We start from the raw sequence: 22,646 nt of genomic DNA, 5'->3' as shown, positions 1-22,646 counted from the left end.
GGCGCGTGGGCGGCTAAACCGGCATCCCTGCCGGTTTACCCCCCAAATCACTGTCGAATTCCGGCCAGCGTGGTTGACGGGGCGATCCGAGATCAAAAGCAAGAGCGCGGCGGCCTTAGAGCCGACCGGTGATGGGGCTGGTGTACTCGGTTAAAACTGTGGGAGCGGGCTTGCTCGCGAATGCGGTGTGCCAGTGACTACATCTGTTACTGATCCACCGCATTCGCGAGCAAGCCCGCTCCCACAGTTTGATCTACACACATCAGGTAGACCTCAGTCTGCTCTGGCTCTGGCTCTGGCTCTGGCTCTGGCTCTGGCTCTGGCTCTGGCTCTTGATCTGGCTTTTGATTTTGATCTCAGGCGCCCCGTCAACCACGCTGGCCGAACGCAGGCTTGAATCCGTGGGTAACCCGGCAGGACGCCGGGTTAGCCGCCCCGCGCCATGGATGGCGCGTGGCGGCGGCCCACGGATTCCAGCCTGCGTTCGGGCACACCGAGCCTAGGCGAGGTGCCGAGTGGTGGGGCATGAGCGTTTTGCTTACTTTTGCGCTCTTCAAAAGTGAGCCGCTGTAAGAGCGGAACCCATAGCCGCCGTGACCCAAATAACGGATATGTACACAGGTCCAACTCACCGCCTGGTCGGCCCGAAGGCCGCCACGGTAGCCAACCCCCACCCACACTCAAACCTAGACTGACCAACGGCCCCTTGCACAGCCCTCATTTCCTTGCTAGTTTCTGACAAAATGTTAACGATAACATTTGCTCTAAAAATAAAAACAAAACAGAGAACCACGCCATGAAAATGCTTCCGAAAACCCTGTGTTTATTGGCTGTAAGCATCACCCTCGGCACCGCTGCTCCCGCTTTCGCCGACGCTGCCAAGCCGATCCGCATCGGCGCGTCCTTCCAGGAAATCAACAACCCCTATTTCGTCACCATGAAAAACGCCCTGGAAGAAGCCGGGGCGAGCATCGGCGCGAAAGTGATCATCACCGACGCCCGCCATGATGTGTCCAAGCAGGTCAGTGACGTCGAAGACATGCTGCAAAAAGGCATCGATATCCTGCTGATCAACCCCACCGATTCGGTGGGTGTACAGTCGGCCGTCAAATCCGCCCATGCGGCCGGTGTGGTGGTCGTGGCGGTCGATGCCCAGGCGGAAGGGCCGCTGGACTCCTTTGTCGGTTCGAAAAACTTCGACGCCGGCTTCCAGGCCTGTGAATACCTGGCCAAGAACATCGGTGGCAAAGGCAATATCGCGATTCTCGACGGCATTGCCGTGGTGCCGATCCTGGAGCGCGTGCGCGGTTGCAAAGAGGCGGTGGCCAAGCATCCGGAGATGAAGATTGTCAGCATCCAGAACGGTAAGCAGGAACGTGACCAGGCGCTGACGGTCACCGAGAACATGCTGCAGGCCCAGCCTACCCTCAAGGGCATTTTCAGCGTGAATGACAACGGCTCGCTCGGCGCGCTGTCGGCCATCGAAGCCAGCGGCATGGACGTGAAACTGGTCAGCGTCGACGGCGCGCCGGAGGCCATCAAGGCCATTCAGAAGCCAGGCAGCAAGTTCATCGCCACCTCGGCGCAATACCCGCGCGATCAGATCCGCCTCGCCCTGGGCATTGCCCTGGCCAGGAAGTGGGGCGCGCACGTGCCGGCCACGGTTCCGGTGGACATCACCCTGATCGACCAGGCCAAGGCCAAGGATTTCAGCTGGTAAGTCACCCAGGCCCCACGCAACCCGTGGGGCTTGAGGTCTCCTTCTGAATACGAGGTCGGCGGTATGAGCAGTCTTCTGAAGCTGGAAAATATCTGTAAGCGTTACCCGGGCGTGCAGGCGCTCAAGTCCATCAACCTGCAGGTCGAACGCGGTGAGATCCATGCCTTGCTCGGCGAAAACGGCGCGGGCAAATCCACCCTGATGAAGATCCTCGGCGGCGTCGAGCATCAGGACGAAGGCCGCATATTGATCGATGGCCAGGTACAGCAATTCTCGACTTACCGCGACGCGATTGCCGCCGGCATCGGCATTGTGTTCCAGGAATTCAGCCTGATTCCCTACCTCACGGCGGTAGAAAACATCTTCCTCGGCCACGAGTTGAGCAACCGTTTCGGCCTGTTGCGCAAGCGCGAAATGGTCGCGGCCTCCGAGGCGTTGTTCAAGCGCCTGGGCGTCAGCATTAACCTGCAATGTGCGGTCAAGCACCTGAGCGTGGCCGAGCAGCAGTTCGTCGAAATCGCCAAGGCCCTGGCCCTGGATGCGCGGCTGCTGGTGCTTGATGAACCCACCGCAACCCTCACGCCCAGCGAAGCCGAGCTGCTGTTCGGGATCATGCGCGAGCTCAAGCGCCAGGGCGTGGCGGTGATTTTCATCTCCCATCACCTGGAGGAGATTTTCCAGGTGTGCGACCGCATCAGCGTGTTGCGCGACGGTGGCAACGTGGGCGTCACCGAGGTGGCCGACAGCGACATCGACCGCCTGGTCGAGATGATGGTCGGGCGTCGCCTGGAATGCAGTTTTCCGCCCAAGCCCACCACTGCGCGCGGCGCGCTGTTGCTGGAGGTCAAGCACATCCAGCTGGTGCGCAATGGCCCGCGCAACAGCTTCCAATTGCACAAGGGCGAGATCCTCGGCTTTGCCGGACTGGTCGGCTCCGGCCGAACCGAACTGGCCCTGGGCATGATGGGCGCGCTGCCGTCGGTGAGCAAAGACGTGTGGCTGCGCGGTGAAAAAATCACCCTCAACGACCCGGCGCAAGCGCTCGCCCACGGCATCGGCCTGCTCCCGGAAAGCCGCAAGAGCGAAGGGCTGATCACCGACTTCAGCATCCGCGAAAATATCTCGCTGAACAACCTGCCCAAATACCAGAACGCCTCGGGCCTGATCGACAAAAGCCGCGAATGCGCCAGCGTCGAGGGCCTGATGAAACAGCTGTCGATCAAGGCCCCCAGCAGCGAAAGCCGGGTGTTCAACCTCAGCGGCGGCAACCAGCAGAAGGTCGTGATCGCACGCTGGATCAACCACCACTGCGACGTGCTGGTGTTCGACGAGCCCACCCGTGGCATCGATGTCGGCGCCAAGGCGCAGATCTACGCGCTGATGCGCAGCCTCACCGAACAGGGCTACGCAATCATCATGATTTCGTCCGAATTGCCGGAAGTCATCGGCATGTGCGACCGCGTCGCGGTGTTCCACAAGGGCGCCATCGTCAAGGTACTCGAAGCGTCTGCCGTCAATCCTCAAGAGGTCATGCGCCATGCAACAGGGGGCTCAAGTGAATACGTCCATTAGCCGCGGCGATAACAGCCGGCTGCGCCTGAACCTGGCGCGGCTGCTGCGCTCGCCGGCGTTCTATCCATTCGTGGGGCTGGTGGTGGTGACGCTGGTGATGATCCTGGCCAGCGACACCTTCCTCACCGCCAGCAACCTGTCGAACATCGCCCGGCAAGTGTCGATCAACGCAATTATCGCGGTGGGCATGACCTGCGTGATTCTCACCGGCGGCATCGATTTGTCGGTGGGGCCGGTGATGGCCTTGTCCGGCACGCTCACCGCCGGCTTGATGGTCGCCGGCCTGCCGCCAGGCGTGGCGATTGGCGCGGGGATGCTGGTCGGGGTGGCCTTCGGCATTGGCAACGGCCTGTTCGTGGCCTACCTGCACATGCCGCCGATCATCGTCACCCTGGCGACCATGGGCATCGCCCGGGGCCTGGGCCTGATGTACACCGACGGCTACCCGATTTCCGGGTTGCCGGACTGGTTTGCGTTCTTTGGCCGCGAAAGCCTGTTCGGCATCCAGGTGCCGATCCTGATCATGCTGATCACTTACCTGGCCGCCTATGTGCTGCTGCAACACACGCGCATCGGCCGCTACATCTACGCCATCGGCGGCAATGAAGAAGCGGTGCGTTTGTCCGGCGTGCGGGCGGCGCGCTTCAAGTTGCTGGTGTACGGCATCAGCGGCCTCACGGCGGCGATTGCCGGGCTGGTATTGACCTCACGCCTGATGAGCGGCCAGCCGAATGCCGGCGTGTCGTTCGAACTGGATGCGATTGCCGCCGTGGTGCTGGGCGGCGCATCGATTGCCGGCGGGCGCGGGGTGATTGTCGGCACGTTGCTCGGCGCCATGCTGCTGGGGGTGTTGAACAACGGGTTGAACATGCTCGGCGTGTCGCCCTACGTCCAGAGCGTCATCAAGGGCGGGATCATTTTGCTGGCGATCTTTATCAGCCGTCAGCGCCACAAATAAACTCCTCAAGACAGGTCAGAAATCATGGACAAGCTCACCCAAATGCAAGCCGTCGTCTGCCACGGCCCCAAAGACTACCGCCTGGAACGCATCGGCAAACCCCAGGCGCGCGCCAATGAACTGGTGATCCGTATCGCCGCCTGTGGCATCTGCGCCAGTGACTGCAAGTGCCATTCTGGCGCGGCGATGTTCTGGGGCGGCGACAACCCGTGGGTCAAGGCGCCCGTTGTGCCGGGGCACGAGTTTTTTGGCTATGTGGAGCAAGTGGGCGAGGGCGCCGAAGAGCACTTCGAGGTCGCGGTGGGCGACAAGGTGATCGCCGAGCAGATCGTGCCCTGCGCCAAGTGCCGCTTCTGTAAATCCGGCAAGTACTGGATGTGCGAAGTGCACAATATTTTCGGCTTCCAGCGTGAGGTGGCCGAAGGCGGCATGGCGCAGTACATGCGCATTCCCAAGACGGCCATCGTGCACAAGATTCCCGAATCGGTGTCGCTGGAAGACTCGGCGCTGGTGGAGCCCATGGCGTGCTCGATCCACACGGTCAACCGCGGCGACATCCAGCTCGACGACGTGGTGGTGATCGCCGGTGCCGGCACCCTGGGCCTGTGCATGGTCCAGGTCGCCGCGTTGAAGACCCCGAAGAAACTGGTGGTGATCGACATGGTCGACGAGCGCCTGGAACTGGCAAAGAAATTCGGCGCCGACGTGGTGATCAACCCGACGCGCGACAACGCCCGCGAAATCATCAACAGCCTGACCGACAACTACGGTTGTGACGTGTACATCGAAACCACCGGCGTGCCGGCCGGCGTCACCCAGGGCCTGGATCTGATCCGCAAGCTCGGGCGTTTTGTGGAGTTCAGCGTGTTCGGCGCCGAGACCAGCGTCGACTGGTCGATCATCGGCGACCGCAAGGAACTGGACGTGCGCGGCGCGCATCTCGGGCCTTACTGCTACCCGATCGCCATCGACCTGTTCGAGCGCGGCCTGGTGACGTCCAAAGGCATCGTCACCCATGACTTCCCGCTGGATGACTACGCCGAAGCGTTCGAGTTGGCCAACTCGACCAAGTCGATCAAGGTGCTGTTGAAGCCGGTGGCCTGACAATGAACTACGTGATGGGTGTCGACATAGGGACCCAGAGCACCAAGGCACTGCTGGTCGATGCGCACGGCGCGATCATCGCCCAGCATAGCCAGGGGTATCGCGTGGATACCCCCAGAGTGCGCTGGGCCGAGCAATGGCCGCAGGTGTGGCTGGATGCCGTCGAAGCCTGTGTGTCGCAGTGCATCGCCAAGGCCGGCGTGGCGGCGCAACAGGTCAAGGCGCTGTGCATCAGCAGCCTGTATGGCGGTTCGGGGATTGCGGTGGATGCGCAGATGACACCGCTGCACCCGTGCCTGATCTGGATGGACCGCCGCGCCGGCGAGCAGGTGGCCTGGGTGCGCGAACACGTGGACCTGGAGCGCTTGTTCGAGGTCACCGGCAACTTGGTGGACAGCTACTACGGGTTCACCAAGATGCTCTGGCTTAAACAGTACCAGCCGCAGGTGTGGGCGCAAACCCGCTACCTGCTGCCGCCCAACAGTTATATCAACTGGTGCCTTACCGGTGAGCTGGCGGTGGACCACAGCAGTGCCGGCAATATCGGCGGTGTCTACGATGTGGCCGCGCGCGGCTGGTCCGGCGAGATGCTCGATGCACTGGGCATACCGCAGGCGATGATGCCTGAACGCCTGGTGTATTCCGGTGAAGTGGTCGGTGGCTTGTTGCAAGACTGGGCATTGCGTCTGGGCCTGCAGGCCGGCACGCCGATCCTGGCCGGCGGCGTCGATGCGGCCATGGCGACGTTGGCGGCGGGCGTTACGCAGCCGGGTAACCATGTGGCGATGATCGGCACCAGCATGTGCTGGGGCTACCTGAACCAACAGGTGGACGCCCATCACGGCCTGGTGAGCATGCCCCATGTCTACAACGGCCACCGCGACCTGTACATCTTCGGCGGCGCGATCACGGCCGGCGCTTCGGTCAGTTGGTTTCGCGAACAGTTCTGCCAGGCCGAGGAGCAACAGGCCAAGGCCACCGGCCAGGACAGCCTGGTGCTGCTGGAGCAGAGCGCGATGAACGTCCCGGCGGGTAGCGAAGGCTTGCTGTTCCTGCCGTACCTGATGGGCGAACGCAGCCCGGTGTGGGATGACCGCGCCAGTGGCAGCTTTGTCGGGCTGAACCTTTACCACAGCCGCATTCACCTGTACCGCGCCGTGCTCGAAGGGGTGAGTTTTGCCCTGCGGCATAACATCGAAGCCGGCACCCGCGGCGCGCATTCGCTGGACCCGCGTTTGATCGTGGTGGGCGGCGCCAGCCATTCGGACCTGTGGATGCAGATCATCGCGGACGTAACGCGGTACCCGGTGTACACCATCGTCCAGGAAGTGGAAGCAGCGTTGGGTGCGGCCTTGTTGGCTGCGCATACCGTGGGGTTGGTGAGCGACGGGGCGATGGAGAAGGGCTGGGTGCAGCTGCAGCTGCGGGCTGAGCCCAAGGCGCAACACGTCGAGGCGTATGACCTGGCGTTTGCCGAGTACCTGAAACTGTATCCCGCCTTGAAACCGATCATGCACAACCTGCAAACCCACTGATTCACCAAGATCCAAAATGTGGGAGCGGGCTTGCTCGCGAATGCGGTGGATCAGCCATGGATGTATTGACTGACCCACCGCATTCGCGAGCAAGCCCGCTCCCACAGGGGGATCTTCATTGTCTTAGAGAATGTCGCCATGACCACTTTTGACTTCACCCACCACCGCATCCTCGTCACCGGCGCCAGCAGCGGCATTGGCCGCGAAATCGCCCTGCAACTGATCGCCAGCGGCGCCGAGGTCTTTGCCCTTGGCCGCGACGCGCAGGCCCTGGCCGGGCTCGGCTGCCATAGCCTGTGCCTGGACATCGCCGACAGCGCCGCCCTCGACACAGCCCTGCAAGACCTGCCGCCGCTGCATGGCCTGGTCAATTGCGCCGGGATTTCGCGGCTGGAGCCGGCGGCAGCGATCAGCGCCGAGGCGTTCGACCAGGTGATGAATGTCAACGCCCGCGCCGCCGCGCAAGTCGCCAGTCGCGTGGCGGCCAAGATGATCGAAGCACAGATCGCCGGCAGTATCGTCAACGTTTCCAGCCAGGCCTCGCTGGTGGCGCTGGACGATCACCTCGGCTACTGCGCGTCCAAGGCCGCGCTGGATGCGATCACCCGCGTGCAATGCGCCGAATGGGGGCGCTTCGGGATTCGCGTCAACAGCGTCAACCCCACGGTCACGCTGACGCCGATGGCGGCCATGGCCTGGTCCGAGCCATCCAAGCGCGACCCGGCGCTGGCGGCCATCCCGCTGGGGCGTTTTGCCGAAACCGTGGAAGTCGCCTTGCCGGTGCTGTTCCTGCTGAGCCGCGCCGCCAGCATGATCAGCGGCGTCAGCCTGCCCATCGACGGCGGCTACACCAGCCGCTAGCCGTTTTCCAGGCGGCCGGCGATCACCACCTTGTCCCGTGGTTTGTGCGGATCTTGCAGGCGGTCGAGCAACAGGCGCACCGCGCTGCTGCCGGCCAGCGACGCATCGTGGGCCACGCAGGCGATGGGCACGCCGAAGATATCGGCGAAGGGCAGGCGGTCGATGCCGCAGATGGTCAGGCTGTCGTGGGAGATATTGTGCATGCGCAACGCGCGCAGCGCGCCGAGAGTGATCAATTGGTTGAAACCCATGATCGCGTCCGGCGCCGCGTGCTCCGCCAGGTAGTCAAGGGTGTGCAGGTAGGACGGCATCAGCGTGTAGTCGCCGGCCTGCACTTCGACCTGCACCTGGGGGTGTTCGGCCAGCACTTCGCGCAGGCCCTTGAGGCGCTCGACGGTGATGCGCGAGTGCTCGGGCCCGGTCAGCACCAGCAGGCGCTTGAGCTCGGGTGTCTGGCGCAACAGGTAATGGGCGGCCTGGATGCCGCTGTGGTAGTTGTCGAGCACCACGCGGCTGAAGGGGCTGTCATGCAGCGTGCGGTCGAGCAGCACCACCGGCGTTTTGCCGTTGCCCAGGCGTTCCAGGTAGTCGGGTTGGTAGCTCGGCTCGTCGGAGACCGGCGACAGGATGATCCCCGCCACGCGGTAGCCCAGCAGGGTGTCCACCGCCTTGCTTTCCAGCTCTTCCAGCTCATCGGTGTCCACCAGCATGATGGTGTAGCCGTGCTGCTTGGCCTCGCGGGAAATCGCCTTGATCATTTCGCTGTAGAACGGGTTGTCCACGGACGCAGTGATCACGCCGATGATCAGGCTTTCACTGCGCTTGAGCCCGCGCGCGAAGGCGTTGGGCACGTAGTCGAGCTCGCGTGCGACTTCGAGGATGCGCGCCAGGGTGGCGGGCTTGACCAGGTCGGGTTTGCTCAGCGCCCGGGACACGGTGATGGTGGTCATGCCGACGCGTTTGGCGATGTCGCTGATGGTGACGGGCTTTTTCTTGTTCATCGATAGGGCTGCGAAAGGACACACCCGCAGGCTAGCATGCGCGCGGGCGCAGAGTGATTCAAATCAACGGGTCCCAGCGCTGCGACCAGTCACTTTCGGCCTTGACCACTTCGCGCAGCAACGCCAGTGCCTGTTGCAACACCGCCGAATCCCGCGCTCGCGAATACACCAGGTAGGTGGGGAAACTGAATTCCGGCGCCTTGGGCACGCGCTGCATCACGCCGCTGTCCAGGTAGCTCTGCACCACACGGGTACGGAAATAGCCGGCGCCGCCGTTCTCGAGGATGTACTGCAACGCCAGCGGCCCGAGGTTGAAACTCAGCGCCGCGCGGGCCTTGTCGGGCAGGGCGGCGTCATGCTGCTGGCGAAAGCCTGGGCCCCAGTCGATATACACATAGGGGGTCGGTTTGCTGACCAACTGCACCAGGATCAGCTTTTCTTCCAGCACCTGCTCCACTTGCAAGCCCGGCCAGTATTGCGGCTGGAACACCAGGGCAGCGTCGAGCACGCCCAGTTCCAACTGGCGCAGCAGGTAGTCGCCTTCCCGCACTTCGGTGCGCAGCGCATGACCTGGGATGTGCTGGCGCAGGGCCTGGGCCCAGCCGAGCATCAACGGGTTGCACAGGCTGACCTCGCCACCGATGTGCAGCACATTGCGATAGCCCTCCGGCAAGGGCAGGTCACGCTTGGCGGCTTCCCAGGTTTGCAGCAGTTGATTGGCGTACACCACGAAAGCCTCGCCGTCGGCGGTCAGCCTGGCGCCTGCGCGGTTGCGCACGAACAGCGTACTGCCGAGCTGGTTTTCCAGGTTTTTCACCCGTGCGGTGATGGCGGTCTGGGTGACGTGCAGTTTCTCGGCGGCCGCGGCCAGGCTGCCGCAGCGGGTGATTTCGAGGAAGGTGCGTGCCAGTTCGATGTCCATGAAGCCCCCCGGGAGATGAATGAGGGGCATTGTAGTGGAATGCGGTCAACACTGTGGGAGCTGGCTGATCGTTCCCACGCTCCGCGTGGTAATGCATCCCGTGACGCTCTGCGTCACCTGCACATATTGAGTAGACCGGCGGGACGCGGAGCGTCCCAGGCGGCATTCCCACGCGGAGCGTTGGAACGATCAAACCGACTTGATTACTGATACACCGCTAACGCAGGCAAGCCAGCTCCCACAGTTTTATTGCATTTCAGCTGAGGGTTCGGGGAGTTTGGAGGTGCTCGGTAGGAAAAGCCTTTGCATACACCTGGCAAACCCGCAAAACCGTGTCATCGGCAAACCGCGCGCCCACCACATGCAACCCCACCGGCAAGCCATTCGCCGCCAACCCGCACGGCACCGATGCCGCCGGTTGCTGGGTGAGGTTGAAGGGGTAGGTGAACGGGGTCCATTCGGTCCACTCCGCCAGGCCTGATCCGGGCGGTACGTCGTGCCCAGCCTCGAACGCCGTGATTGGCATCATCGGCGACACCAGCACGTCGTAATGCTCATGGAACGCGGCCATGCGCGCCACCAGGGCTGCGCGCGCTTCGAGGGCCGCGTTGAAGTCATCCAGGCTCAAGCGTTCGCCGTGTTGTGCGATGCGCAGCAAACCAGGATCGAGCAGCTGCTTTTGCGCCTCGCTCATGCTCCCGGTCAGGCGTGCGGCACCGGCTGCCCACAGGGTGCTGAAGACTTCCAACGGGTCGCTGAACCCAGGGTCGATCTGCTCGACATGGGCGCCCAGTTGCACCAGCCCTTCCACCGCCTGCGCGACCACCTTGGCCACTTGCGGGTCGACGTCCACGTAACCGAAGTTCGGGCTATAGGCGACGCGCAAACCTTTCAGGTCAGTACCCGGCGTCAGCCACGGCGTGCTGCGTGGTGCGCCGATCAAGCCATCCCGCGCGTCCGGTTGCGCCACGGCCTGCAGCATCAGCACGCTGTCTTCCACGGTGCGGGTCATCGCCCCCAGGTGCGACAGAATCGTCATCGAGCTGGCCGGCCATTGCGGGACATAACCGAAGGTCGGCTTGATCCCGAAGGTGCCGGTAAACGCACAAGGGATCCGAATCGAGCCGCCGGCATCGCTGCCCTGGTGCAGCACGCCCAGGTTCAACGCCGCCGCCGCGCCCGCGCCGCCGGACGAGCCGCCCGCCGTGGTACGGGTGTCCCAGGGGTTGCGAGTGATGCCGTAGAGCGGGTTGTCGGTGACGCCTTTCCAGCCGAACTCCGGCGTGGTGGTCTTGCCCAGCAGCACCGCGCCGGCCTTGCGCATAAAGCCGGAGAAGGGCGCGTCGATGTCCCACGGTCCTTCGGCGGATGTGGTGCGCGAGCCCTTGCGGGTGGGCATGCCGATGGTCAGCGTCAGGTCTTTGATCGACGCTGGTACGCCGTCCAGCGCACCGCAGGGCTCGCCCTTGAACCAGCGCTGTTCCGAGGCGCGTGCGGCCTGCAGTGCGCCTTGCGGGTCGACATGGCAGTAGGCGTTGACCACCAGGTTGTAGCGCTCGATCCGCAGCAGCGCGTCTTCGGTGACCTCTACCGGCGACAAGGATTTGTCGCGAAAGCGCTGCAGCAATTGCACCGCCGTCAGTTGGCTAATCTCACTCATGCCACATCCCCCTGCGCCGCACTGACCATGGCGCGCAGCAATACCGCGCAGCCCGCCGCCAGGTCATCCGGCGCGGCGTTTTCGATTTCGTTGTGGCTGATGCCGCCCTCGCACGGCACAAAGATCATCCCGGCCGGGCCCAGTTCGGCGACGAAAATCGCGTCGTGGCCGGCGCCGCTGACAATGTCCATATGGCTCAGGCCCAAGGCGCTGGCGGCGTCGCGTACGGCGTTGACGCACGCCGGATGGAAATCCAGCGGCGGGAAATCGGCGGTGGGCGTCAGTTCAAAGGTCAAGCCGTGACGGGTGGCCGTGGCTTCGATCACGCCGCGCACTTCATCGACCATGGCTTGCAGCCTGTCGGCATGCAGATGGCGCAAGTCGATTGTCATCTGCACTCGGCCTGGGATCACGTTACGCGACCCCGGATGCAGGCTCAGGCAACCGACCGTGCCACACGCGTGGGGCTGCTGCTGATGGGCGATGCGGTTGACCGCGCTGACGACTTCGGCGGCGCCCACCAGGGCGTCCTTGCGCAGGTGCATCGGCGTCGGGCCGGCGTGGGCTTCGACGCCGGTGAGGGTCAGGTCGAACCATTTCTGGCCCAGGCAGCCCATCACCACGCCAAGGGTGGTGGCCTGGTCTTCAAGCACCGGACCTTGCTCGATATGCGCCTCGAAATACGCACCGACCGGGTGGCCCAGCACCGCGCGCGGGCCGGCATAGCCGATGCGCTGCAATTCGGCGCCCACCGACAGGCCCTGGTCGTCAAGTTTGTCGAGGGTCTCCTGCAGATCGAACTGACCGGCAAACACCCCGGAGCCCATCATGCACGGCGGGAAGCGCGAACCTTCTTCGTTGGTCCACACCACCACCTCAATCGGCGCCTGGGTTTCGATGTTCAAATCGTTGAGCGTGCGGATCACTTCCAGCCCGGCCATCACGCCGTAGCAACCGTCGAACTTGCCGCCGGTGGGTTGGGTGTCGATATGGCTGCCGGTCATCACCGGGGGCAGGGCGGGATTGCGCCCGGCGCGGCGCGCGAAGATATTGCCGATGGCGTCGACACTGACGCTGCACCCGGCGGCTTCGCACCACTGCACAAACAGGTCGCGGGCCTGGCGGTCCAGGTCCGTGAGGGCCAGGCGGCACACGCCGCCCTTGGCGGTGGCGCCCAGTTGCGCCAAGTCCATCAGCGATTGCCACAGGCGGTCGCGGTTGATCAGCGGGGCGTTGCTCTGAAGCGCTTGCGCAAAACTATTCATCAGCGTTCTCCGATCAGGCACTCAGGGCCAAATAGCGGTTCTTGATGCTCGGGTCGGCACGAAAGTCAGCGGCGCTGCCCTCGTAGACCACGCGGCCTTGTTCGAGCACGTAATGGCGGTCGGCGAGCTTGTCGCAGACCATCAGGTTCTGTTCCACCAGCAGCACCGGCAGGCCGTCGTCCTTGACCTTGCGCAGGATCTTCACCAACTCGTCGACGATCACCGGGGCGAGGCCTTCGGTGGGCTCATCAAGGATCAGCAGCTTGGGGTCGTTGAGCAGCGCGCGGGCGATGGCGAGCATTTGCTGCTCGCCGCCGGAAAGTGCGTGGCCGGCGTTTTTGCGCCGTTCCTTGAGGCGCGGGAACATGCCGTAGACGTCTTCAAGCTGCCAGCGGCTGGTCTTGCGTGCGGCGATGCGCAGGTTTTCCTCGACCGTGAGCAGGCGGAAAATCCCGCGATTCTCCGGCACCAGCGCCAGGCCCTGGCGCGCGATCTCAAAGATTTTCCGCCCCACCAGGGCCTGGCCATTGAAGTGGATCTGGCCCTGGCGCGGGCAAATAATCCCGAGGATGCTGCGCAGGGTCGTGGTCTTGCCGGCACCGTTGCGGCCGAGCAGCGTCACCAGTTCGCCCGGGTTGACCGTCAGCGACACGCCTTCGAGCACGTGGCTCTTGTCGTAGTAGGAATGAATATTCTCGACGATCAGCATCAGGCAGCCTCCCCCAGGTAAGCGGTGCGCACACGTTCATCGGCGCGCACGAATTCCGGCGTGCCTTCCACCAGGATCCGCCCATGGCTCATCACCGTGATGCGTTGGCTGATGGACATGACAATGCTCATGTTGTGCTCGATCAACAGCACCGTGTGATCGCGGCCGAGGTCGCTGATCAGTTGGGTCATGATCGGAATGTCGTCGATGCCCATGCCCGAGGTGGGCTCGTCGAGCATCAACAGTTTGGGCTTGGAGCAGATCGACATGCCCACCTCCAGCACCCGCTGCTGGCCGTGGGACAACTCGCCGGCCAGGGTGTCGGCGCGGGCGCTGAGTTGCAGGCGCTCCAGCACCTGGTCGGCCATCTCCAGGTGTTCGCGTTTGCTGTCGACGCGGCGCCAGAAATTCAGCGCGCGCGCACCGTCACGGCCCTGTGCGGCCAGGCGCAGGTTTTCACGCACGCTGAGGTTCTGGAACAGGCTGGTGAGTTGGAACGAGCGCGCCATGCCCAGGCCGACGCGGGCGTGGGCGGGCTTGCGCATCAGGCTCTTGCCGTCGAAGTGAATCGCCCCGGCGGTGGCCTGGCGTTCACCGGTGAGGCAGTGGAACAGGCTGGTCTTGCCCGCGCCGTTGGGCCCGATGATGGTGTGGATGGTGCCGGCTTCGACCTTGAGGTTCACGCCGTTCACCGCATGGAAGGCACCGTAGGCCAGTTCCAGGTCTTTGGTTTCCAGCAGGATGCTCATAGCCCTTGCTCCTTGGCGACGACAGCGGTTTTGCGGCTGCCGCGCACCTTGTCGAACAGCGACGCCAGGCCGCCCCACAAACCGCCGCGCATGAAGATCACCACCAGGATCAGAATCACCCCCAGCAGCATCAGCCAGCGCGGCCACAGGTCGGAGAGAAAATCCCCGAGCAGCACGATGGAACCGGCGCCCAGCAATGAGCCGAACAGCGAGCCGGTGCCGCCGACGATGGTCATGATCAGGATGTGCTCGGACATCGCCAGGTCAATGTTCGACAGCGGCACAAAATGCAGCAGCATGGCGTACAACGCGCCGGCGATGCCGGTGACGGCGCCGGACAGCACGAACACCAGGATCTTGAAGTGCCGTGTGTCGTAGCCGATGGCCGAGGCGCGGGTTTCGTTTTCGCGGATCGCCATCAAGGTGCTGCCGAACGGCGAGGCGATCACCCGGCGTGCACCGATGAAGATGAGCAGGAACAGCACCGCGACAAAACCGTAGAAGGCGCGGGCGTCGACCAGCGACAGCAGCACGGTGTCACCGATACGGATCTCCGGGCGCGGCACGCTGAGCAGGCCGTTGTCGCCGCCGGTCCAGTCGCTGAGGGTGTAGGCGACGAAATAGGCCATCTGGCTGAACGCCAGGGTCAGCATCACGAAGTAAATACCGGTGCGGCGGATCGCCAGGGCGCCCACCAGCAACGCCAGGAAACCGCCCGCGACGGCGGCGCCGAGCAACGCGGTGAACAGGCCCATTTGCAGGTGGATCATCAGCAGCGCCGCGCAATACGCGCCGGCGCCAAAGAAGATGCCTTGGCCGAACGACAACAGTCCGGTGTAGCCCAGCAGCAGGTTGCACGCCAGCGCCGCCATGGCAAAGATCAGGATCTCGGTGGCCAGCGTCGCCGAAGGCAGTATCAACGGCAGGCCGATCAGCACCGCCAGGACCCACAGCAACATCGCGCGCGATTGAGTCTTGGCAAACGGCAGGGGGTTTTTCTCGCTCATGTCAGGCTCTCCCGAACAGGCCGTAGGGACGAACCAGAATCACCACGGCCATTGCGCCGTAGATCATCAGGCTCGCGCCCTGGGGCCAGAGTGTGGTCATCAGGCTTTGCACCACGCCCACCAGCAAACCGCCGACCAGCGCGCCGCTGAACGAGCCCATGCCGCCGATCACCACCACCACGAAGGCAATGCCGAGGATCTCCGGGCCGACAAAAGGCTGGGCGCCGCGCAATGGTGCGAACAGCACGCCGGCGACACCGGCCAGGGCCACGCCGAGGGCGAAGGTCATCGAAAACAAACGGAAGATATTCGTGCCCAGCAACGACACGGTTTCGGTGCTTTCACTGCCGGCGCGCACCAGGGCGCCGAAGCGTGTGCGTTCCAGCAGCAGCCACAGGCCCAGGCCCACCAGCCCGGAAAACACGATGAGGAACAGGCGGTAGTACGGGTAGACGAAGTCGCCCACCACCAGCACGCCGCGCAGCAGTTCCGGCACCGCGACGCTTTTGCCCACCGGGCCCCAGATCATCACGCTGGCTTCCTGGATGATCAGCGCTATGCCTAAGGTCACCAGGATCTGGAACATGTGCGGCAAGTGGTAAATTCGCTGGATCAATAATCGCTCGATGGCCCAGGCCAGCGCGGCCACCACCAGCGGCGCAATCAGCAGCGCCAGCCAGAAGTTGCCGGTGAGGCTCACGGCGGTGTAGCAGATGTAGGCACCCAGCAGGAAGAACGCGCCGTGGGCGAAGTTGACGAAGTTGAGCAGGCCGAAAATGATCGTCAGCCCGACCGCGATCAGGAAGTAGATCATCCCCAGCCCAAGGCCGTTGAGTATCTGGAACAGGTACAGATTAAGCATGCAGGAATCCTCGAACAGGCGGCCGCGCGGGCGACCCTGTCGTATGCAACGGGTCAGGATCAGGCCAGCGTGCAGCCCGTGACATCCACCGGCGGGAACGACTGGCCGGCGCTGAGCACTTTGGCCAGGTCATCCTTGTCGGCCATGTCGCCGCTGGCCTTGCCGATCAGCAGGTAGTAATCCTTGATCACCTGGTGGTCGCCGGCGCGGATCGATTCCTTGCCGGTGGGGCCTTCGAAACTCAGGCCCTGCATGGCCTTGGCCACGGTTTTCCCGTCGAAGCTGCCGGTTGAGACGATGGTTTCGAGCATGACCTTGGTGCTGATGTAGTCAGCGGCCAGCGGGTAGGTGGGGTTGATGCCGTATTTGGCCTGGGTCAGCTTGACCAGTTCACGGTTGAGCGGGGTGTCGACCTGGTGCCAGTACTGCGCGCCGAGGTACACGCCTTCAAGCAGGTCACTGCCCAGCTCCTGGAATTGATCAAGGCCGGCGGACCACACCAGCAGCACTTTCATGCGCTCCTTGATGCCGAAGTTCACCGCCTGGCGCAGGGTGTTGGACGACTGGCTGCCGAAGTTGAGCAGCACCAGCACGTCGGGTTTGGCGGCGATGGCGTTGGTGAGATAGCCGGAGAATTCCTGCTCCTGCAACGAGTGGTAGCTGTTGCCGACGTGTTCCAGGCCGTTGTCCTTGAGCACGGTTTTTGCGCCTTCGAGCAGCGCTTCGCCAAACACGTATTGCGGGGTGATGGTGTACCAGCGCTTGGCCTGCGGCAGCAGCTTGATCAGCGGCACCATGGTTTCGCGGATCGCGCCGTAGGTGGGCACCGACCAGCGGAAAGTGGCGGGGTTGCAGTCCTTGCCGGTGACTTCATCGGCACCCACCGGGGTCATGAATACGCCGCCGACCTTGTCGACTTCCTTGGCCACCGCCAGGGCCGATGACGACAACGTGCAGCCCTGGAAGAAGCGTGCGCCGTCCTGCTGGATGGCTTCCTGGACCTTGCGCACCGCCTTGCCGGCGTTTCCTTCTGTGTCAATGACCTTGTAGTTGAGCGGGCGGCCGAGAATCCCGGGGTGCTGTTCCACCGCTAGGCGCGAACCCATGTCGGCAAACTTGCCATAGCTGGCAAAGGCGCCGGACATGGACTTGAGGCCGTAAAAGGTAAAAGGCTCGGCGGCGAATGCAGAGCGTATGCCCAGTGGAAGGCTGAGGGCTGCTGCTGCGGTGAGGCTGGCTTTCAACAACGTACGACGCTGCATGGGGTGACTCCCTGGTTTAGTTATTGGCAGGAGTGGCAATGGCGATACGGTGGAGCAAGGGCCTGTGGGCAGGCCTGTTATTGGGTGATGCGGTTTATCAGGTCAACTCGGTCAACTGTGGGAGCTGGCTTGCCTGCGATGCGCATAGGTATCGACACATCTTTCAAAGGCTGACAAATCTCCCTGTAGTGAGCGGGCTCGTCCCGCGCTGGGCTGCGAAGCTGCCCCAATAAAGACACCGCGCAGTTTCAGAAAAACCCAATTCGCCTGGTTTGGGGCCGCTTCGCAGCCCAGCGCGGGCGGTGCGACGATTCGCCAAGCCCGCTCACTACAAGTTGGGTTTCCAAATGGGAAACTCTGGTGTGTTCAGGGACGATGATCGAACTCCAGCAAAAAATGCGGGCTGACCTGGCCTTCCAGTGCAGTCATATGGTGTTCGGCATCGCACATGTGCTCATGCATCAAGCTGCGCACCGCGCTTTCATCCCCGGCGCGAAACGCGATCAGCAGTTGCTTGTGGTAGTCCAGGTTGGCCGCGTCGAACTGTTTGCGCTTGGGCTTGTAGGCCTTCTTCAGCACCACCAGGTCGCGCAGCAGGTCGTTGAGAAACTGCGCCATGAAACTCAGCAGCGGGTTGGGGCAGGCCTTGGCCAGCAGGTTGTGGAACTCCAGTTCCGCCAGGCGCTGCTCACGCTGGCCGGCCTCGCTGTCTTCCGGTGCGCTGCAAAAGTCCACGTTGTCTTGCAAGGCCTGGTAGTCGTCTTCGCTCAGGCGTCCGAGCACCGACACCGCCAGCTCCACTTCAATGACTTTGCGCAGTTGGTACACCTGTTCGCCATCCAGATGCTGGAAGTGCAGGTAGTTGCGCAACGCGCGGCTGGCCGGCTCGGTGCCGGCCTGGTTCAGGTAGGCACCGCCGCTGGGCCCGGTGCGCGTGCTCACCAGGCCTTCCACTTCCAGCGCCTTGAGCGCTTCGCGGGCCGAGCCCTTGGAGCACTGGAAGCTTTCCATCAGCTCACGTTCGGTGGGCAGACGGTCGCCGGGCTTCAACGCATCGGTGACGATGGAGCGCTTGACCGACTCGACGATCACATCGGACAGCTTCTGGCGTTTGCGTCGCAGCGGGCGGCTTAGCATGGGTTCGATTTATCGTATTAATGCGGATAAATAGCACTTAATAACGATCGCGACGCAGCGTCAACGTTGGGTGTCGTTTTCAATGGCAGAAGGTCGCAAACGGATGGCTACTCCCCGTTGCCTGAATCAAGGCAACGCGTGGACGGCGGTGGTTGTTTGCCGAACACCAGGAAGTCGCCGGCCCAGCGGTTGATACAACCGCTGGCGTCCTGTTTGTCCGGCTCTTTCAGGCGCAGTTGCGCCACATGGGGCGCCGCCGTTTCAGCTTGTTGCGTGTTGACCAGCACCATGCGTACAACCCGCTCCGGGAACAGCGCCGCGTAATGGTTGCCCAGGCGGGCGGCGTCGGCGTTACCCAGGTAGAGCAGTTGGGCGTCGCCGAGTTGGGTACGGACGAACTCCATGTCCTGGGCGGCCTGCTCGATGCCGTTTTCGTTGCTGAGGTCGCGAGAGCTCAGTTCAATGACGTCGTAACGGTTGACCAGCGTGCGATAGGCCGGGTTGGAGTAGGCGCCCCAGAGGCTGGTCAGATGAATGACAAAGGTGCCGGCCTGGTTCTTTTTAACGGCGTCGCCGGCCTGGGCAAATACCACACCTTCTCGGTTCAGCGGGTCACGGGCGCCGACGCGGGTCAGGTACAGGCGCAGGCTGCCTAGTCGGGGGGCGGCGTGGTTGCGCGGCACGGTGACGATGCCGCATTGGGTGCGTTGCAGCACTTCGGGGTCCAGGCGTTCCGCGCCGGGCAGGGGGCAGTCCAGCAGCCAGTCGATGGCGGTAGGTGGGATCAGCGGTTGGGCTGCGCTGGCCGTCACCCAGAGGCAGGCGCACGTCAGGTATTTTGCAACAGTCATCGAGAGGTCCTGGGCGGCCGGGTGAGAGCGGCTTTTTTACCAAGGACCTTTGGTCGATTAATGTAGGTTGAGAAGACAGCTGACGTACGAAACTGGAGTTTTGTTTATCGGATCTGCGTCTGCCAACCGCCACCCAGCGCCTTGTACAGCGCGATGCTCGCCTGCAGGCGTGACAGGCGCAATTGCACATTCTGGTCCTGGGCCGCGTACAGGGTACGTTGGGTTTCCAGCACGGTGAGCAGGTCTGCGGCGCCTGCCTGGTAGCGGCTTTCGGCGATCTTGAAAGCGCTCTGGGCCTGTTGCAGTTCTTCACTTTGCCATTGGCGTTGCTCGTCGAGGCGGGTAATGCTGCTGAGGGCTTTTTCCACATCGGCAAAGCCGTTGATGATCGCGCCGCGATAAGTTTGCAGCAGCTCATCCTGGCGTGCGCGGGCCTTGTCGCGTTCAGCGCTTAAACGACCGTTGTTGAAGATAGGGCCGACCAGGCCGGCGGTCAGCGTGTAGTAGGGGCTGCGCAGGACATCCGCGACCTTGTAGGCGTCGGAACCCAGGGTTGCGCCAAGGGTGATGGCGGGCAGCATGGCCGCCCGGGCCACGGTGACGTCGGCTTGTGCGGCCGCCAGTTGCGCCTCGGCCTTGGCGATATCGGGCCGGCGGCTGAGCAACTGGCTGGGCACGCCGGCGCCGATGGTCGGCCAGGTCAGCTCCGCGAAGGGCTCGGCACCGAGTTGCAGGGCCTGCACCGGCTGGCCGAGGAGGGCGGCCAGGGTGATCCGCGACTCTTCGGCCAGTTGCTTGATCAGCGGCAGTTGGCGCTGCTGGCCGGCCACCAGGCTTTTTTGCTGGGCCAGCTCCAGGGCGGTGGCGGAGCCTGCGTCATAGCGGGTCTGCACCAGGTCGAGCACGTTGCGCGCGTTGGCCAGGTTCAGCGCGGCGATCTGCTCGCGCTGCTGGGCGGCCAGGGTTTGCGCGTAGCGGTCGGCCACGCTGCCGAGCAGGGTCAGTTCCACGGTCGCCTGGTCGAACTCGCTGGCGCGCAGGCTATGCAGGGCGCTGTCGCGCGCAGCGGCGCGACCACCCCAGAAATCCACTTCATAGCTGGCAGTGAGATTGGCGCCGAAGTTGTCGACGGCTTCGTCGCTTTGTGAGGCATCCAGATCCGGTCCCCCCGGGCCGCTGAGCAATTTCTGATGGCTGGTGGTGAGGTTGAACTTGACCTCCGGCAACAATGGCGCGCCGGCGATCACTGCACTGGCTTGGGCTTGACGCACGCGGGCGGTGGCCGCGGCCACATCGAAACTGTCGCGACGGGCCAGGTCGACCAGACGGTTCAACTGCGGGCTGCCGAATTGCGTCCACCACTGCCGGTTGGTGGCCTGGGCGGCGTCGTGCTCGGCATATTGCCAGGCGGCCGGCGGTGCGATGCCGCTGTCGATAGCGGGCGGGTTGCCGGCGCAGGCGCCGAGCAGCACACACAGACCGGGCACGTAGAGGGATCGTTTATTCACTGGTCAACGCCTTAACCGGATCGAGCCGGGCAGCTTTACGGGCCGGCATGAAGCCGAATACGACACCGGTGACCAGGGCACAACCAAATGCGCCCAGTACCGCCACCAGGGAAAACTGTACCGCCACCTCTGCCAGCACCAGCACGCCGCCCACCAGCAGGGCCAGGGCAATGCCGCACAGGCCGCCGACCACCGACAGCATCACCGCTTCCGTCAGGAATTGGCGCAGGATGTCGCGCTGGCGCGCCCCGGTGGCCATGCGGATGCCGATTTCACGGGTCCGCTCGCGCACGGTCATCAGCATGATATTCATCACGCCGATACCGCCCACCAACAGAGAAATCGCCGCAATCGAACCGAGCATCAATGACAGCGTGTTCTGCGTGCGCGCTTCGGCCTGGATCATTGCCGCATTGTTGGTCAGCTCGTAATCACGCTTGCCGTTGTGCAACCTTTGCATAAGCTGGTCGATGGCCAGCTCGGCCTCGCGGACCTTGCGCGCATCGGCCGCCGCGATCACCACGTATTCGGGGTTGTAGCTGCCGAACAGGCGCACGCTGGCGGCGGTGTAGGGGATGGCAATGCGGTCGTCGCTGTCCTTGTTGCCGGAACTGGCGCCTTTTTCCGCCAGCACGCCGATCACTTGGAATGGCACGTTCTCGATCAGGATGTATTGGCCGATGGGGTCGACCTCGCCCTTGAACAGCTTCTCGCGCACTCGATGCCCGATCACCGCCACCGTGGCCGCGGCGCGCTCGTCCTCGGCCGTGAAGTAATTGCCCTCGACCACCGGCCAGTTGAAAATTAGCGGGAAGTTGGTGTCATTGCCGCCCACGTAGGCCATGTAGTCGACATTGCCGAACCGCACCCCGGCCTCGCTGCCGTTGACCGGCATGATGCGCTGCACCTGGGGCAGCGCCGCCAGTGCGTGGACGTCCTCGAGGGTGACGATACCCGGCGGCGTACGCGGGTTGGGCGACGAGCCACTGAGGTAGATGATGTTGGAACCGAACGCGCCCATCTGCGCCATGACCTGGCGCTTGCTGCCTTCGCCCACTGCCAGCATCACCACCACCGACGCCACGCCAATGATGATGCCCAGCAGGGTCAGCGCGGTGCGAAAGCGATTGATCCACATCACGCGCCAGGCGGCCTGTACCGCGTCGACCAGTTCGGCTTTCCACGCGCCATTGTGTTCGGCGCCGTCGGCCAGGCGTTGGCGCAGGTCCACGGCTTGCAACGCACCGTTCGCCAGTGTCGGTGCGACATCGCTGCCATCGGCCGAGTCGCTGATGATCAAGCCGTCGCGAATCTCGATGATGCGGTTGGCCCGCGCCGCCACTTCGCGGTCGTGGGTGATCAGGATCACCACATGGCCCTGGCCGGCCAGTTCGTCCAGCAGGCTCATGACCTCGGCGCCGCTGTGGCTGTCGAGGGCGCCGGTGGGTTCGTCGGCCAGGATGATATGACCGCCGTTCATCAACGCGCGCGCGATGGACACCCGCTGCTGCTGGCCACCGGAAAGCTGGTGCGGACGGTTGCCGGTGCGTTCGGCCAGGCCAAGGCGCGTGAGCAGGGCGCTGGCGCGGGCGTGGCGCTCGGCGGCGCTGATGCCGGCATAGATCGCGGGCATTTCGACGTTTTCCTGGGCCGACCCCGAGGGGATCAGGTGGTAGCCCTGGAACACAAAGCCGAAGGCTTCGCGGCGCAGCCAGGCCAACTCATCGCTGTCCAGGTGGGCGACGTTTTCCCCGGCGAACAGGTAGTCGCCCATGCTGGGGCGGTCAAGGCAGCCGAGGATATTCATCAAGGTCGACTTGCCCGAGCCCGAGGCCCCGACGATGGCGACGAACTCCCCGGCATGGATCGACAGGTCGATGCCGCGCAATACGTCAACCTGCGGGCTATCGCCGCCGCCGTAGGATTTGCGGATGTTCTTGAGTTCGATCAGGGGCGTGGTCAA

At 63.6% G+C, this 22,646-nt stretch carries 19 protein-coding genes; 6 read left to right on the top strand and 13 right to left on the bottom strand.

The features are described 5' to 3' along the window. The first annotated feature begins 796 nt into the window (after positions 1 to 796). From H0Z09_RS22430 to H0Z09_RS22405, 6 genes are all read left to right on the top strand, one after another. Complete coding sequence (locus H0Z09_RS22430; protein ID WP_186693577.1) at positions 797 to 1,720, top strand: substrate-binding domain-containing protein; 924 nt, start codon at positions 797 to 799, stop codon at positions 1,718 to 1,720. A gap of 63 nt (positions 1,721 to 1,783) precedes the next feature. Continuing rightward, a complete protein-coding gene (locus H0Z09_RS22425) occupies positions 1,784 to 3,292 on the top strand; it encodes a sugar ABC transporter ATP-binding protein (RefSeq protein WP_186693575.1) in 1,509 nt (502 codons plus the stop codon). Next, a complete protein-coding gene (locus H0Z09_RS22420) occupies positions 3,258 to 4,250 on the top strand; it encodes a ribose ABC transporter permease (protein WP_186693573.1) in 993 nt (330 codons plus the stop codon). Before H0Z09_RS22425 ends, H0Z09_RS22420 begins: the two co-directional genes overlap by 35 nt. A gap of 24 nt (positions 4,251 to 4,274) precedes the next feature. After that, on the top strand, positions 4,275 to 5,354 hold the full coding sequence (locus H0Z09_RS22415) for an alcohol dehydrogenase catalytic domain-containing protein (protein WP_186693570.1): 1,080 nt from the start codon (positions 4,275 to 4,277) through the stop codon (positions 5,352 to 5,354). A 2-nt stretch (positions 5,355 to 5,356) separates the two neighbouring features. Then, positions 5,357 to 6,889 (top strand): FGGY-family carbohydrate kinase, encoded by a 1,533-nt coding sequence (locus H0Z09_RS22410; protein ID WP_186693568.1) that lies wholly within the window; start codon positions 5,357 to 5,359, stop codon positions 6,887 to 6,889. 138 nt (positions 6,890 to 7,027) lie between these two features. Then, entirely contained in the window at positions 7,028 to 7,750 is a 723-nt protein-coding gene (locus H0Z09_RS22405) for an SDR family oxidoreductase (protein ID WP_186693566.1), read from the top strand. Here the strand turns inward: H0Z09_RS22405 and H0Z09_RS22400 are convergent. The 13 genes from H0Z09_RS22400 to H0Z09_RS22340 form a co-directional block, all read right to left on the bottom strand. Beyond that, positions 7,747 to 8,751 (bottom strand): LacI family DNA-binding transcriptional regulator, encoded by a 1,005-nt coding sequence (locus H0Z09_RS22400; protein ID WP_186693564.1) that lies wholly within the window; start codon positions 8,749 to 8,751, stop codon positions 7,747 to 7,749. The two genes, H0Z09_RS22405 and H0Z09_RS22400, sit on opposite strands and share 4 nt — an antisense overlap. A gap of 58 nt (positions 8,752 to 8,809) precedes the next feature. Further along, positions 8,810 to 9,673: a LysR family transcriptional regulator gene (locus H0Z09_RS22395; protein ID WP_186693562.1), complete on the bottom strand. Its 864-nt coding sequence runs from the start codon at positions 9,671 to 9,673 to the stop codon at positions 8,810 to 8,812. 256 nt (positions 9,674 to 9,929) lie between these two features. Next, positions 9,930 to 11,333 (bottom strand): amidase, encoded by a 1,404-nt coding sequence (locus tag H0Z09_RS22390; RefSeq protein ID WP_186693560.1) that lies wholly within the window; start codon positions 11,331 to 11,333, stop codon positions 9,930 to 9,932. Then, on the bottom strand, positions 11,330 to 12,598 hold the full coding sequence (locus H0Z09_RS22385; RefSeq protein ID WP_186693558.1) for a Zn-dependent hydrolase: 1,269 nt from the start codon (positions 12,596 to 12,598) through the stop codon (positions 11,330 to 11,332). The genes H0Z09_RS22390 and H0Z09_RS22385 overlap by 4 nt, the downstream gene beginning before the upstream one ends. Positions 12,599 to 12,611: 13 nt before the next feature. Continuing rightward, positions 12,612 to 13,307 (bottom strand): ABC transporter ATP-binding protein, encoded by a 696-nt coding sequence (locus H0Z09_RS22380; RefSeq protein WP_186693556.1) that lies wholly within the window; start codon positions 13,305 to 13,307, stop codon positions 12,612 to 12,614. Further along, positions 13,307 to 14,056, bottom strand: coding sequence for an ABC transporter ATP-binding protein (locus tag H0Z09_RS22375; RefSeq protein WP_186693554.1), 750 nt, complete (start codon positions 14,054 to 14,056; stop codon positions 13,307 to 13,309). Before H0Z09_RS22375 ends, H0Z09_RS22380 begins: the two co-directional genes overlap by 1 nt. Beyond that, positions 14,053 to 15,063 (bottom strand): branched-chain amino acid ABC transporter permease, encoded by a 1,011-nt coding sequence (locus H0Z09_RS22370; RefSeq protein WP_186693552.1) that lies wholly within the window; start codon positions 15,061 to 15,063, stop codon positions 14,053 to 14,055. Before H0Z09_RS22370 ends, H0Z09_RS22375 begins: the two co-directional genes overlap by 4 nt. A gap of 1 nt (position 15,064) precedes the next feature. Then, positions 15,065 to 15,925, bottom strand: coding sequence for a branched-chain amino acid ABC transporter permease (locus H0Z09_RS22365; RefSeq protein ID WP_076950915.1), 861 nt, complete (start codon positions 15,923 to 15,925; stop codon positions 15,065 to 15,067). Positions 15,926 to 15,984: 59 nt separating this feature from the next. Then, positions 15,985 to 17,187 (bottom strand): ABC transporter substrate-binding protein, encoded by a 1,203-nt coding sequence (locus tag H0Z09_RS22360; protein ID WP_186693550.1) that lies wholly within the window; start codon positions 17,185 to 17,187, stop codon positions 15,985 to 15,987. A gap of 366 nt (positions 17,188 to 17,553) precedes the next feature. After that, positions 17,554 to 18,324, bottom strand: coding sequence for an FCD domain-containing protein (locus tag H0Z09_RS22355; protein ID WP_076950912.1), 771 nt, complete (start codon positions 18,322 to 18,324; stop codon positions 17,554 to 17,556). 107 nt (positions 18,325 to 18,431) lie between these two features. Then, positions 18,432 to 19,175 (bottom strand): alpha/beta fold hydrolase, encoded by a 744-nt coding sequence (locus H0Z09_RS22350; protein ID WP_186693548.1) that lies wholly within the window; start codon positions 19,173 to 19,175, stop codon positions 18,432 to 18,434. Positions 19,176 to 19,279: 104 nt separating this feature from the next. After that, positions 19,280 to 20,683 (bottom strand): efflux transporter outer membrane subunit, encoded by a 1,404-nt coding sequence (locus H0Z09_RS22345; RefSeq protein WP_186693545.1) that lies wholly within the window; start codon positions 20,681 to 20,683, stop codon positions 19,280 to 19,282. After that, the gene (locus tag H0Z09_RS22340; RefSeq protein WP_186693543.1) at positions 20,676 to 22,646 is read right to left on the bottom strand and encodes a MacB family efflux pump subunit; all 1,971 of its coding nucleotides are present in this window, start codon (positions 22,644 to 22,646) and stop codon (positions 20,676 to 20,678) included. Before H0Z09_RS22340 ends, H0Z09_RS22345 begins: the two co-directional genes overlap by 8 nt.

Origin of the sequence: Pseudomonas sp. SWRI18, assembly GCF_014268345.1 — a bacterium.
In the GTDB taxonomy this organism is placed as follows: domain Bacteria; phylum Pseudomonadota; class Gammaproteobacteria; order Pseudomonadales; family Pseudomonadaceae; genus Aquipseudomonas; species Aquipseudomonas cedrina.
Note: the sequence above shows the minus strand (reverse complement) of the source record. Positions and strands in the feature narration are given on the sequence as shown.

Bases quoted from the DNA above. Each gene is read 5' to 3' on its own strand.
- H0Z09_RS22370 (WP_186693552.1), bottom strand. From the start codon at position 15,063: ATGAGCGAGAAAAACCCCCTGCCGTTTGCCAAGACTCAATCGCGCGCG.
- H0Z09_RS22420 (WP_186693573.1), top strand. From the start codon at position 3,258: ATGCAACAGGGGGCTCAAGTGAATACGTCCATTAGCCGCGGCGATAAC.
- H0Z09_RS22425 (WP_186693575.1), top strand. From the start codon at position 1,784: ATGAGCAGTCTTCTGAAGCTGGAAAATATCTGTAAGCGTTACCCGGGC.
- H0Z09_RS22375 (WP_186693554.1), bottom strand. From the start codon at position 14,056: ATGAGCATCCTGCTGGAAACCAAAGACCTGGAACTGGCCTACGGTGCC.
- H0Z09_RS22395 (WP_186693562.1), bottom strand. From the start codon at position 9,673: ATGGACATCGAACTGGCACGCACCTTCCTCGAAATCACCCGCTGCGGC.
- H0Z09_RS22415 (WP_186693570.1), top strand. From the start codon at position 4,275: ATGGACAAGCTCACCCAAATGCAAGCCGTCGTCTGCCACGGCCCCAAA.
- H0Z09_RS22360 (WP_186693550.1), bottom strand. From the start codon at position 17,187: ATGCAGCGTCGTACGTTGTTGAAAGCCAGCCTCACCGCAGCAGCAGCC.
- H0Z09_RS22350 (WP_186693548.1), bottom strand. From the start codon at position 19,175: ATGACTGTTGCAAAATACCTGACGTGCGCCTGCCTCTGGGTGACGGCC.
- H0Z09_RS22405 (WP_186693566.1), top strand. From the start codon at position 7,028: ATGACCACTTTTGACTTCACCCACCACCGCATCCTCGTCACCGGCGCC.
- H0Z09_RS22410 (WP_186693568.1), top strand. From the start codon at position 5,357: ATGAACTACGTGATGGGTGTCGACATAGGGACCCAGAGCACCAAGGCA.
- H0Z09_RS22430 (WP_186693577.1), top strand. From the start codon at position 797: ATGAAAATGCTTCCGAAAACCCTGTGTTTATTGGCTGTAAGCATCACC.
- H0Z09_RS22355 (WP_076950912.1), bottom strand. From the start codon at position 18,324: ATGCTAAGCCGCCCGCTGCGACGCAAACGCCAGAAGCTGTCCGATGTG.
- H0Z09_RS22385 (WP_186693558.1), bottom strand. From the start codon at position 12,598: ATGAATAGTTTTGCGCAAGCGCTTCAGAGCAACGCCCCGCTGATCAAC.
- H0Z09_RS22390 (WP_186693560.1), bottom strand. From the start codon at position 11,333: ATGAGTGAGATTAGCCAACTGACGGCGGTGCAATTGCTGCAGCGCTTT.
- H0Z09_RS22380 (WP_186693556.1), bottom strand. From the start codon at position 13,307: ATGCTGATCGTCGAGAATATTCATTCCTACTACGACAAGAGCCACGTG.
- H0Z09_RS22365 (WP_076950915.1), bottom strand. From the start codon at position 15,925: ATGCTTAATCTGTACCTGTTCCAGATACTCAACGGCCTTGGGCTGGGG.
- H0Z09_RS22400 (WP_186693564.1), bottom strand. From the start codon at position 8,751: ATGAACAAGAAAAAGCCCGTCACCATCAGCGACATCGCCAAACGCGTC.